The organism is Methylocystis sp. NC52PC (assembly GCF_055698645.1).
In genome coordinates, this window is the sequence record NZ_CP170127.1 from 3135351 (window position 1) to 3147066 (window position 11716).

12 protein-coding genes and 1 pseudogene are annotated in these 11716 nt (G+C 67.2%); 3 read left to right on the forward strand and 10 right to left on the reverse strand.

Going from position 1 to position 11716, the window contains the following annotated elements:
• Nucleotides 1–118: 118 nt before the first annotated feature.
• The 3 genes from pqqE to pqqB form a co-directional block, all read right to left on the reverse strand.
• On the reverse strand, nucleotides 119–1576 hold the full coding sequence (gene pqqE, locus ACETII_RS17255; RefSeq protein WP_472786335.1) for a pyrroloquinoline quinone biosynthesis protein PqqE: 1458 nt from the start codon (nucleotides 1574–1576) through the stop codon (nucleotides 119–121).
• Nucleotides 1577–1718: 142 nt separating this feature from the next.
• The gene (gene pqqC, locus ACETII_RS17260; RefSeq protein ID WP_363347994.1) at nucleotides 1719–2474 is read right to left on the reverse strand and encodes a pyrroloquinoline-quinone synthase PqqC; all 756 of its coding nucleotides are present in this window, start codon (nucleotides 2472–2474) and stop codon (nucleotides 1719–1721) included.
• Complete coding sequence (pqqB, locus tag ACETII_RS17265) at nucleotides 2471–3400, reverse strand: pyrroloquinoline quinone biosynthesis protein PqqB (RefSeq protein WP_472786336.1); 930 nt, start codon at nucleotides 3398–3400, stop codon at nucleotides 2471–2473. Before pqqB ends, pqqC begins: the two co-directional genes overlap by 4 nt.
• Nucleotides 3401–3667: 267 nt before the next feature.
• On the opposite strand from pqqB, the gene ACETII_RS17270 reads away from it, so the two are divergent.
• The 3 genes and pseudogenes from ACETII_RS17270 to ACETII_RS17280 all read left to right on the forward strand — a co-directional run bounded on the left by ACETII_RS17270 (nucleotide 3668) and on the right by ACETII_RS17280 (nucleotide 5500).
• Nucleotides 3668–4810, forward strand: a complete 1143-nt coding sequence (locus ACETII_RS17270) for an alpha/beta hydrolase (RefSeq protein ID WP_472786337.1) — start codon at nucleotides 3668–3670, stop codon at nucleotides 4808–4810.
• A 76-nt stretch (nucleotides 4811–4886) separates the two neighbouring features.
• Complete coding sequence (locus ACETII_RS17275; protein WP_472786338.1) at nucleotides 4887–5099, forward strand: AbrB/MazE/SpoVT family DNA-binding domain-containing protein; 213 nt, start codon at nucleotides 4887–4889, stop codon at nucleotides 5097–5099.
• An 8-nt stretch (nucleotides 5100–5107) separates the two neighbouring features.
• A pseudogene (locus ACETII_RS17280) lies at nucleotides 5108–5500 on the forward strand (PIN domain-containing protein).
• On the opposite strand, the gene ACETII_RS17285 reads toward ACETII_RS17280, so the two are convergent.
• From ACETII_RS17285 to ACETII_RS17315, 7 genes are all read right to left on the reverse strand, one after another.
• The gene (locus ACETII_RS17285; protein WP_472786339.1) at nucleotides 5497–6315 is read right to left on the reverse strand and encodes a CDP-alcohol phosphatidyltransferase family protein; all 819 of its coding nucleotides are present in this window, start codon (nucleotides 6313–6315) and stop codon (nucleotides 5497–5499) included. The pseudogene ACETII_RS17280 and the gene ACETII_RS17285 sit on opposite strands and share 4 nt — an antisense overlap.
• A gap of 13 nt (nucleotides 6316–6328) precedes the next feature.
• Complete coding sequence (locus ACETII_RS17290) at nucleotides 6329–7027, reverse strand: phosphatidylserine decarboxylase (protein ID WP_363348005.1); 699 nt, start codon at nucleotides 7025–7027, stop codon at nucleotides 6329–6331.
• Nucleotides 7028–7153: 126 nt separating this feature from the next.
• On the reverse strand, nucleotides 7154–8371 hold the full coding sequence (locus tag ACETII_RS17295) for a molybdopterin molybdotransferase MoeA (protein ID WP_472786340.1): 1218 nt from the start codon (nucleotides 8369–8371) through the stop codon (nucleotides 7154–7156).
• Nucleotides 8372–8581: 210 nt separating this feature from the next.
• Nucleotides 8582–9064, reverse strand: a complete 483-nt coding sequence (gene moaC / locus ACETII_RS17300) for a cyclic pyranopterin monophosphate synthase MoaC (protein ID WP_472786341.1) — start codon at nucleotides 9062–9064, stop codon at nucleotides 8582–8584.
• Nucleotides 9065–9092: 28 nt separating this feature from the next.
• Complete coding sequence (gene trpC / locus ACETII_RS17305) at nucleotides 9093–9884, reverse strand: indole-3-glycerol phosphate synthase TrpC (protein ID WP_363348012.1); 792 nt, start codon at nucleotides 9882–9884, stop codon at nucleotides 9093–9095.
• 139 nt (nucleotides 9885–10023) lie between these two features.
• Complete coding sequence (trpD, locus tag ACETII_RS17310) at nucleotides 10024–11043, reverse strand: anthranilate phosphoribosyltransferase (RefSeq protein WP_363348014.1); 1020 nt, start codon at nucleotides 11041–11043, stop codon at nucleotides 10024–10026.
• A 9-nt stretch (nucleotides 11044–11052) separates the two neighbouring features.
• Nucleotides 11053–11667: an anthranilate synthase component II gene (locus tag ACETII_RS17315; RefSeq protein WP_472786342.1), complete on the reverse strand. Its 615-nt coding sequence runs from the start codon at nucleotides 11665–11667 to the stop codon at nucleotides 11053–11055.
• Nucleotides 11668–11716: the final 49 nt, after the last annotated feature.

Below are 11716 nucleotides of genomic sequence, written 5' to 3' on the forward strand. Positions count from 1 at the left end.
CCGGGTCAAACCGGCCATGACGGGCTCAAAAGTTCGGGTGGAGTCGCGCTGTCATCGCGACTTCGGCCGCATGCCCGCGCGTGTCGCGGGCATCCACGCCGAGACCGCGTGGCGCGCGTCAGGCCGGCTCTTTTTCCGCGGCCTTCTGCGGCGCGCCGCCGTAGCGGCGGTAGATGAAGTCGGGCGCCGGCGCCGTTGATTCCGTTTCGGCGAAGGCGGCGAAACGGGCGTGGTCGGGCGAGAGATGACAAGCCGGGTCGGTCGCCGCCGCGTCGCCGGTCACCGCAAAGGCCTGGCAGCGGCAGCCGCCATAATCAATCTCCCGGCGGTCGCAGGAGCGGCAGGGCTCTTTCATCCAGTCCGCGCCGCGATAGGCGTTGAAGGCCGCGCCATGGCGCCAGATGTCGCCGAGCGGCCGCGCGCGCACGTCGTCGAAGGTCAGGCCCGGCAGCGTCTGCGCGGCGTGGCAGGGCAGGGCCTTGCCGGAGGGCGTCACCGCCATGATCGAGCGGCCCCAGCCGCCTGTGCACTGCTTGGGCCGCGTGGCGTAATGGTCGTGGATGACGAAGTCGAAATTCAGGACGCCCTGCAGCCGCTTCTTCGCCTCTTCGACAACGCCCACCGTCTCCATGAAGGTCTCGCGCGTCGGGATCAGCGCGGCGCGATTGACCTGCGCCCAGGCGTAATACTGGATATGCGCAATCTCGATGCGCTGCGCGTCCACCTCCACCGCGAAATCGATGATCCGCGGCAGATGCGCGATGTTCTGGCGATGCATCGGCGCATTGATGGTGAGGCCCATGCCCAATTCGCGCGTCCAGCGCGCGACGTCGCGCTTCTTCGGCACGCCGCCGTCATAGGCGGAGATGCGGTCGGCGCTCTCGGGGACGATGTCCTGAATCGACACCTGCACATGGTCGAGGCCGATTTCAGCCAGACGCTCGAGCCGCTCACGCGTCAGCAGCACCGCGGAAGTCACGAGATTAGTGTAAAGCCCCGCCTCCACGGCCTGCGCCAGGATTTCTTCGAGATCGCGCCGCACGGTCGGCTCGCCGCCGGAAAGATGCAGTTGCAACGCGCCGATCGACGCGGCCTGACGAAACGTCTCGCCCCATTCCCCGGCGGTCATTTCGACGTTCGACTTTTCGAGCTCCAGCGGATTGGAGCAATAGGGGCATTGCAGCGGGCAGCGATGCGTCAGCTCCGCGAGAAGTCCGGCGGGGCCGCCCGCGAAGGGTCCGATGGACGAAGCGAAGGCCGAGAGCTTCGGGGCCGAGAAGGGATCGACGCCGTCGCGCAGCAGGCGCTTGTCGGCGAGGCCCTGAAGCAAATTGCTCACGTCCCGCGTGATGACCTCGAGCGGCGCCGAATACTGCTGCGCGAGCTTCGCGCAGAGGTCGGCGATGCGGGTTTCGCCGTCGATGGCCTCGAGCACGATCAGCCCGATGGCGTCGAGCTCATAGGCGCGTTCGGGGGCAAGAATAACTGTGCGGCCGCGCGCGCGGTCTTCATGCAGGCGCGCATAGCGCGTGAAGGCGGGGCGGGAGTCCGGGCCGATGATGTAGCGTGTCGTCATTTTACGTTCGGCTCTTGTCGGGGCTGCTGGCCCCCTCCCTGTCCCTCGCCCGCTTCGCGGGAGAGGGGGCGCTCACGCGCGGCGTGGATGAAGACCACGCTCCCCTTCATCTCCCGCAAGTCGGGGGACGGTTGCGGAGGCGTCATTCCGGCCGCCAGGCCCCCGGCGGGATCAGCCCGGGCGTGACGTAAGCGTGATGTAAGGCGTCGAGCTGCGCCCACAAGACGTCGCATTTGAAGCGGACGGCCGCGACGCAGGCTTCCTGCTCCTCGCGCGTTCGGGCGTTGTCGAGCACATAGGCGAGCGCGAAGTCGGAATCGCGCGGCGCCTGGCTGAGGCGGCGCTTGAAATAGGCCATCACATGGTCGTCGACGAAGTCGTAATTCTCGAGCATGCCGACGATGCGCTCGCGATGGATCGAGGGCGCGAACAGCTCGGTGAGCGACGACGCCACCGCCACGACCAGCGGCTGCTCGACCACGAAGCGCACATAGGCTTCGACCGCGAATTTGGTGGCGGGCAGGGCGCCGCGCCGCGAGGTCACATAATCGCGCGGGAAGCCGAGCGCGTCGGTGAGCACCAGCCAGCGTTCAATGCCGCCCGCCTCCTCGCCGAGGCCGTCGTGATCATGAATGCGGTGAATCCACTCGCGACGCAATTCGCGGTCGTGCACGCGGCTCATGAAGGCGGCGTCCTTGCGCGGCACGGCCTCCTGATAGCAGTAGCGGTTCAAGGCCCAGGCGGCGACCTGCGGCTTTTTGAGCTTGCCGCCATGCAGCAGCTTATGAAATTCGTGCTTGTCGTGATAGCGCTCGACCCCGACGTTGCGGATCGCCGCTTCGAAATCAACTCTGGAGAGCGGCGCGGCGTCGCGCCAGTCGGTCACGATCTGATTCATAGCGTCACCTCCATGCCGTCCGCGCCGACTTCCCAGCCCGCGGCGCGCACGGCCGCGTTTTCCTCGGAGCCGGCGTCGAGGACCGGATTCGAATTGTTGATGTGCACGTAGATTTTGCGCGCGACACCGAGCGGCGCGAAGGCCGCGATCGAGCCGTCGTCGCCGCTCATGTTCACATGGCCCATGCGCGAGCCGGTCTTGCCGAGGAGCCCCTGTTCGATCATCTCATTTTCGTGGAACAGCGTTCCGTCGAAGAAAACGAGCGCCGCGTTTTTCAGGCGCGCGGCCAGCGGCGCGTCGACCCTCGCGCAGCCCGGAACGTAGAAGAAAGACTTGCCCGTCTTGGTCTCGATGATCTCGAGGCCGAGCGTGTCGCCGGCGCTGGTGCCGAAATTGGGCGCGTTTTTATCTTCGAGATAAAGCGCAATCTTGCCGGGCACGGGGAACGCGCGGATCGCGAGGCCGAGATCGACGCCCGCGCCCTTGAGCGGGATCGTCTCGTCCATCGGCAGTTCGATGCGCGGCACGAGCGGCGTCTGCAGAATGGTGAAGATCGGATTGGCGCCCAGCGCCTGCAGCACGCGTCCGGCGGCGTAGATAGTGAAGGGCTGAGCCTCGCGTAGATTGAGCAGGCCCGCGACATGGTCGACGTCGCCATTGGTGAGCGCGACCGCCTTGATGGGGCTCGCGCGGACGGGATCGCCCTCTGCGGGCGCGAGCTGCGGCGCGGCGGCGATCTGCTCGCGCAAATCGGGCGAGGCGTTGAGGAGAACCCAGCTCCGATCGTCCGCGCTCACCGCGAGCGACGACTGGGTGCGAGGCGAGAAACCGGGGGCGCCTGCGCGCACGGCGCGGCAATTAGCGCAATTGCAGTTCCATTGCGGGAAGCCGCCGCCGGCGCCCGAGCCCAAAATCCTGATCCGCATCGCGTTTCCGGCCGCTCGTTAACGAGCGCCTTCTCCCCGTTGTTTTCTTTTGCGCGCACTATGCACCCTCGGCGCGACGGCGCAAGTGCGGCAAATTTGCCTGCAGTTAACCGGGATGGACGACAATGCTGCAGCCGCGTTACCGGCTGCGCCCCAGTTTCGTCGCCTTCTCGCGCGAAAACAGGGTCCGGCCGGGCGCGCACTCGATCACTCATGAAGAATCCCCGGCCGCGCTGGATCCGCTATTTGCGCAAGGCTTCATTGACATTGACGGCCCTACTCGCGGCGGCGCTTCTCACGGGGTGCGCCTCGGAAAGCATGCGCGCGATCGACGGCCATATGAACAACGCCGTTTCGCTCGTCTCCGGCCCACAGGGCGAGCCGAGCCGCGTGCCGCTCTTCGTGGCGTCGACCCGGCGCGGCGAGGGGGCGGCGGACGACGGCCGCGCGCATTTCTCGCTGACCGCCATCGGTGTGCCGCAGACCCATCGGCCCGGCGCGGTGGAAAAGCCGAGTTTCGGCGGCGCCGACAAAAGCCGGCATTTTACCGTTCTCGCCAAGCGCAACATGGACGAAGAGGAGTTCTACGGCGAGCTTGCGGCCCATGTGTCGGGCCGCGTCGGCAGCTCGCGCGACGTTCTCCTTTACGTGCACGGCTTTAACACCAGCCTCGACGAATCGCGTTTCCGCCTCGCTCAGATCGTCGCCGACGGCGGCTTCTCCGGCGTGCCGGCGCTCTTCGCCTGGAATTCGCGCGGCGGACTGTTCAATTACGAATCCGACAAGGAGGCGGCGACGGTCTCGCGCGACGCGCTGGAGAAAGTGCTGCTGTCGCTCGCCAAAACGCCGGGTCTCGGCCGCGTGCACGTGCTCGCTCATTCCATGGGCGCGTGGCTCACCATGGAGACGCTGCGCGACGCCGCCATCTCCGGCCATCCCGATCTCGACGGGCGCCTGGGCGAGGTGATGCTGGCCAATCCCGACATCGACCTCAATGTCTTCCGCCAGCAATTGGGGCGGATCGATCCGCGCCATGTGTCGATCTTCGTCGCGAACAACGACCGCGCCCTGTCGCTGTCGTCGCGCATCGCCGGCGCACGGCCGAGGCTCGGCGCCATGGACACGGAAAAGCCCGAGGACAAGGCCGAGCTGGACCGGCTCGGCGTCGCCGTGCACGACATCTCGTCCTTCTCGACGGATTTCATTGGTCACGGCGCCTTCGCCGAGGCGCCCGACGTGGTGCGCAAGATCGGCGCGCATATCGCCGCGCCGCGCGCGCAGGACGCGGACCAAATGGCCATCCCGGATTTCCGGGGGGATCAGGTCGATGGAGGAACGGCGCAAACGCCGCCGCCGGCCGCCAGCCAGAAGGTGGAGACGTCGCCGCTGCCCCCGGTGGCGGGGCGGTAGTCGTCCGCGGGTTTGAAAGATTGCCAAGGACCGTTACTTTTACGGCGGCGTGATCGTTTCTTGAAGTGTATGAAAAATGGCTGACACCGCGACGCTCTCGGCGAAGTTCCAAATCTCGATCCCTAAGAGCGTCCGCGAGGCCCGGAATTGGAAAGCCGGCCAGCGGTTCGCCTTCATTCCCAGGGGCGCGGGCCTTCTCATCGTGCCCGTCCCGACACGCGACCAGCTCTCGGGGATCGCCAGGGGAGCCGAAGCCGGTGACTATCGCGATCGAAAAGACCGCGTTTGACGCGGCTTGTGGATACGTCGGCATGGATCGAGTGGTTGATTGGCTCCGAGACGGGAGAGAGCCTCATCGCGCGACTGCCGGAGCAGGAAGAGTGGCTCGTGCCGACCATTGTTCAGCTCGAACTCGCGAAATGGCTGGGGCGCGAAGCGGGAGAAGAAAAAGCGGATTAGGTCATCGCGTTCACAGAGCTGTGTGTCGTCGCGCCGCTCGATACGAAAATTGCCCTTTCGGCGGCAGAACTCGCAGCGCTCCATAAGCTGGCGACCGCCGATGCGATCGTGTATGCGAGCGCGTTGGCGTTCGGCGCCGACGTGCTCACCTGTGACGCGCACTTTAGGACGTGCCCGGCGTTCTTTATTTCTCAAAGACGGGATCAGACCGACGTTCCTGAGTTGGCCTAGCCTTCCGCGCCTTCCACCTCCCCCTTTTCCGCCTCCGCCTTCGCCAGCGCATTATACCGCTTCACGCTCACCGGGATCGCCGCCAGGAAGGCGACGCTCACCACGGCGAGCACTTCCATGGGATAAATCGCCAGCAGCAGCGCCGTCACGCCGACGCCGAACAGCACCGGGATAACGAGATCGCGCGGGATGCGGCCGATGCGCTTTCCCGAGAAATGCGGAATGCGGCTCGCCATCAGAAAGGCGATGGCGAGGACATAGGCGATGTAGAAGGGCGTCAACGCTTTGGAGGCTGGCAGCTCCAGCGCCGAGAAATGCAGATAGAGCGGCAGCAGCACCGTGACCGCGCCCGCGGGAGCCGGCATGCCGACGAAAAACTCGGCGTGCCACGCCGGTTTGCTCGGGTCTTCGATCATCACGTTGAAGCGCGCGAGGCGCAGCGCGCCGGCGATGGCGAAGGCGAGGACGGCGAACCAGCCGAGGCCCTTGATCTCGTGCAGGCTCCACAGATAGAGCAGCAGCCCCGGCGCCACGGCGAAATCGACGAAGTCGGCAAGCGAGTCGAGCTCGGCGCCGAAGCGCGAGGTGCCTTTGATCGCGCGCGCCAGGCGGCCGTCGAGGCCGTCGAGCACCGCGGCCGCCATGATGGCGGTGACGGCTTTGACGAAATCCTCCTCGATCGCATAGCGGATCGCGGTCAGGCCCATGCACAGCGCGAGCAGCGTCACGAGATTCGGCAGCACCACGCGCAGCGGAATGTTGCGAAAGCGCAGCCGCCGCAGCTCGGAGGCCGACAGCTCGGGATTGTCGTTCATCTGTTTTGGACCCTCAGCCGGTCTTGAAGGTGAGCGCCGCCGTCTCGGCCGTCATATCCGCGAGCACGGTCTCGCCGGCGACGGCGCGCGTTCCGACCGCCACCATGGGGCGCGCGGATGACGGCATGTAGACATCGACGCGCGAGCCGAAGCGGATCAGGCCGAAGCGGTCGCCGACGCCGAGGCTTTCGCCTTCCTTGACGAAGCAGACGATGCGGCGCGCGACGAGACCGGCGATTTGCACGACGCCGAAGCGCCCGCGCGGCGTCTCGATGACGAGGCCGTTGCGCTCATTGTCCTCGCTCGCCTTGTCGAGGTCGGCGTTGATGAAGATGCCGGGCTTGTAGGCGATCTTCGTGACGCGGCCGGTCGTCGGCATGCGGTTCACATGGCAGTCGAAGACGCTCATGAACACTGAGACGCGCTGCAGCGGCTCGGCGCCCATGCCGAGCTCCGGCGGCGGCAGGAAGAATCCGATCGAGCAGACGACGCCGTCGGCCGGAGAGACGACGAGCCCCTCCCTCAGCGGCGTGACGCGCGGCGGATCGCGGAAGAAATAGACGCACCAGGCCGTGGCAATGAAGCCGATCCAGCCGAGCGTCGGCGAGATCCAGTCGAGCACGAAGGCGGCGACGGCGAAGCCCGCGATGAAAACATAGCCCTCGGGATGAATCGGCACGAGGATTTTGCGGACGGAATCGATGACGGACATGCGGCTGATAGCTCCGTGGCGCTCGTTCTGACACAGCGCTTCGTCGCGCCTCTTTGCCATTTTGCGCCGGCAAAGTCACGGGCGGACGACCTTTGGAAATTACCCCCATAACGGGAGAGACTGAGGTCACCCCGGCAGGCGGCGGATGCGGCAGGGCGATCCGGCGGCGAGCGGCGGCTCGCCCGGCTCGCGAATGAGCAGCGCCTGCGATTGCGTGAGTTCGGTGAGGAGCGAGGAATCCTGCAGGGGCTGCGGCGTCGCGACGAGGCGGCCGGCGTCGTCCCGGGCGAGCCGCGCCCGCATATAATCGCGCCGGCCTTTGTTGGCGGGAAGGTCGGCGCCGGCGATCGCCGCCTCGGTCTGGTCGGCGGCGGCGTTTGGATCGCCCTGCAGGGCGCGAACGAGAGGCGCCAGGAACACGAGCGCGCAGACGATCGACGCCACCGGATTGCCCGGCAATCCGAGAATATGCGCGTCGCCGAGGCGGCCAGAGATCAAGGGCTTTCCCGGCCGCATGGCGATCTTCCAGAAATCGAGCGTCATGCCCTGGCGCGCCAGCGCCGGCCGCAGCAGATCGCGGTCGCCGACCGAGGCGCCGCCGAGCGTCACCAGCACGTCGGCTTGCGACTCGCGGGCCAGCCCGATGCCGCGCTCGAGTTCGGCGAGATCGTCGCGGAAAATGCCAAGGTCGACAACTTCCGCGCCCGCCTCCTCGGCGATCGCGGCCACGGCGAAACCGTTGCAGGCGATGATCTGCGCGGGGCCGGGCTCGGCGCCCGGGGCCACGAGCTCGTCGCCCGAGGCGATGATCGCCACCCGCGGCCGCCGCGACACGGGCAGTCGGGCGTGATTCATGGCGGCCGCAAGGGCGAGCTCTGCTGGCCCGAGCCGCACGCCGGCGCAAAGACCCGCGGCGCCCATGCAAAAATCGAGGCCCGCGGCGCGAATGTGCTGGCCCGGCCTCGCCGCTTCCTTGGCCTTCACCAGGCCGTCCGCGACCTCGGCGTCCTCCTGCAGGAGGATCGCGTCGGCCCCTTGCGGCGTCGGCGCGCCGGTGAAGATGCGCACCGCCTCGCCGGCTTGCAGCGGAGCCCCATAGCCATGGCCCGCGGCGCTCTCGCCGACGAGCCGCACCGGGCCGGCCGCGAGGTCGGCCGCGCGGACGGCGTATCCATCCATCGCCGAGACGTCGACCGGCGGCTGCGTGCGTTTGGCGACGAGATCACGTGAGAGCGTGCGGCCGCGGGCCTTTGCAAGCGCGACCTCCTCTTCCCCCAGCCGCGCGGCGTCCGAAAGGACGCGCGCCAGGGCCTCGTCGACAGAAAGGAGTTTGTTGTCCGCCATGCTTTCCTTCCTTTCGCGCGCGTTCGGGGCGCAAAACCCTCTCCCCGCCTGCGGGGAGAGGGCAGGGTGAGGGGCCTGGGGTCGAAGCGCACGGCTGCGACTTGTCGCAATGGTCCTGCGCCGAACCCGTGCGCCTCCATGCCCTCGCCCCTCACCCCAACCCTCTCCCCGTGCGCGGGGAGAGGGAGAGTGGGCGGCGCCCTTCTCCATTCAACTGTCGTCGCGTCGCCAATGGCCGCTCTTGCCCCCCTGCTTTTCAACGAGCTCGACGCCCTCGATTCGCATGGCGCGGTCGGCGGCCTTCAGCATGTCGTAGATCGTCAGACAGGCCACGGAGACCGCGGTCAGCGCCTCCATCTCGACTCCCGTCTTGCCGGCGACGGTCGCCTCCGCCTCAACCCGCAAGCCGGGCAGCGACTCGTCCGCCGCGATCTCCACCGACACGCTGGCGAGGGGCAGGGGATGGCAAAGCGGGATGAGGTCGCTCGTCTTCTTCGCGGCCATGATGGCGGCGACGCGCGCGACGCCGAAGACGTCGCCCTTCTTGGCCTGCCCGGCGACGGCGAGCGCCAGGGTCTCCGGCGCCATGACCACGCGTCCCCGCGCTCGCGCCACGCGCTTCGTCTCCGCCTTGGCCGAGACGTCGACCATATGGGCGTCGCCCGTTGCGGTGAGATGCGTCAATTTGGTCATGATTCAGCGGCGTTGACGGCGGGGGTTCTCATCCGTGCAAGAGCTTGCGAGCCGCCGCCTCGACATCGTCCTGCCGCATGAGGCTTTCGCCGACAAGGAAGGTGAAGATGTGCGACTTCTCCAGCCGCAGGCAGTCGTCATGCGTCGCGATGCCGCTTTCGGCGACGATGATCTTGTCGCGCGGCACTTTCTCCGCGAGTTTCTCGCTCACCTCGAGCGACACCTTGAAATCATGCAAATTGCGGTTGTTGATGCCGATCAGCCGCGTTTCCAGAGCCAGCGCGCGATCGAGTTCGCGCTCGTCGTGGACTTCAACCAGCACGTCCATCCGCAGGTCGTGGGCGGCGGTGTTGAGCGCCTTGGCCTCTTCGTTGCTGACGGCGGCCATGATGATGAGGATGCAGTCGGCGCCAAAGGCGCGCGCCTCGAAGACCTGATAGGGATCGAACAGGAAATCCTTGCGGATCGCCGGAAGGTGCGTCGCCTTGCGCGCAGCCTCGAGGTCTTCGAGCTTGCCCTTGAAGGAGGGGCCGTCGGTTAAGACCGACAGACAGGCGGCGCCGGCCTTTTCATAGGCTCTGGCGAGTTTCGGCGGGTCGAAATGGTCGCGAATGACGCCTTTCGACGGGCTGGCCTTCTTGATTTCGGCGATCAGGGCGATGCGGCGCTGATTGAGCTTTTCCTCGATCGCATGCACAAAGCCGCGCGGCGGGTCGTGGTCGCGCACCTTGCGCTCGAGCGCCGCGAGCGGCATCCGCACCTTCGCCTCGGAAATCTCGGTGCGCTTATAGGCTTCGATACGGTCGAGAATATCGGTCATGTCTTCAGGCCCGAAGGAGGCGCCGGCGCGCCTCGCTGATTCATTACCTGCATAGCCGATCGCCGTCTGCAATCCTATCCCGTAGAAAGTCGCGGTAGACCGCGCCTTCCCGCAGAGCGGGGGGAGGTTGTGGCGGGGGTCACCCTGCAGCGTTGGAATGCTCGACGAGCGCCTCGAGCGTCGCCGCCGCCGCGCCCGAGTCCAGCGCCTGCGCCGCGAGCGCGGCGCCGTCGCGCAGATCGGCGGCGCGCTCGGCGACGACGAGAGCAACCGCCGCGTTGAGCATCGCGATGTCGCGATAGGCGTTCTTTTCGCCCTCGAGCACCGCGCGCAAGGCCCGGGCGTTATGAGCCGGGTCGCCCCCGACGAGCTCCTGCGCAGTGGCGCGGCGCAGGCCGGCGTCTTCGGGCGTAATGTCGAAAGCGTGGATCGCGCCGTCGGTCAAAGACACGACATGAGTGACCCCGGTCGTGGTCGCTTCGTCGAGCCCGTCCGCGCCGTGGAGCAGCCAGACCCGGCGCGCGCCGAGCTCGTGCAGGACGCGGGCGAGCGGCTCCAGCCAGTCGCGGGAATAGACGCCGATGGTCTGGCGCTCGACCCGCGCCGGATTGCACAGCGGCCCCAAGAGATTGAAGATCGTGCGCACGCCGAGTTCGGCGCGAACCGGCGCGGCGTGGCGCAGCGCCGGGTGATGCGTCGGTCCCGCCATGAAACACAGGCCCGCCTTGCGCAGACAGTCCGCCGCGGCCGCGGGCGGGATTCCGACCTTGACGCCCAATTCGCCCAGAACGTCCGAGGCGCCGGAGCGCGAGGACGAGGCCTTGCCGCCATGCTTGGCGACGACCGCGCCGCAGGCGGCGGCGATGATGGCGGCGAGCGTCGAAATATTGTAGGTGCCGGCGCCGTCGCCGCCCGTGCCGACGATGTCGATCGCGCCGGGCGGCGCTTCGACGGCCGTCATGACGGCGCGCATGGCCTCCGCCGCGCCAATGATCTCCTCGACCGTCTCGCCGCGCAGGCGCAGGCCCATGAGAAAGGCGCCGAGCTGCGCCGGCGTCGCCGCGCCGTCGAAGATCAGCGCAAAGGCGGCTCGGGCCTCCTCGCGGGCGAGCGGTGCGCCTTCGGCGAGAGCGGCGATATAGGGTTTGAAATCCTGCATTCGGCGGCCTTAAGCCACCTTCGCCCGACCCCGGCGGGCCTCGTTCCATTCCTGCGCGAGATCGAGGAAATTGCGCAGGATCTTATGGCCGTGCTGCGAGGTGATGCTTTCCGGGTGGAACTGCACCCCATGGGTCGGCAAAGTGTTGTGCGACAGCGCCATGATCAGCCCGTCCGGCGTCTCGGCGGTGACGCGCAGGCAGTCGGGCAGGGTTTCGCGCTTGACGACGAGCGAGTGATAGCGGGTCGCCTGGAAAGGCCCCTCAATGCCGCGAAACACCGCGTCGCCCTGATGCAGGATGGTCGCCATCTTGCCGTGGATGGGCATGGGCGCCCGGATGACCTCGCCGCCGAACACTTCGCCGATCGACTGGTGGCCGAGGCAGACGCCGAAGATCGGGACCGTCTCGGCGGCGGCGGCGATCAGCTCCATGCAGACGCCGGCCTCGTGCGGGGTGCAGGGGCCGGGCGACAGCACGATGGCGTCCGGCCCGCCGGCGAGCACTTCCGCGACGGAAACCGCGTCATTGCGGTGCACGGTGACAGTCGCCCCCAGCTGGCCGAAGTAATGGACCAGGTTGAAGGTGAAGCTGTCGTAATTGTCGATCAGCGTGATATTGGACATGGTTCTTCCGGCGCGTTCGCGGCGTTGCTTTGAAACCCCAATAGGCCCC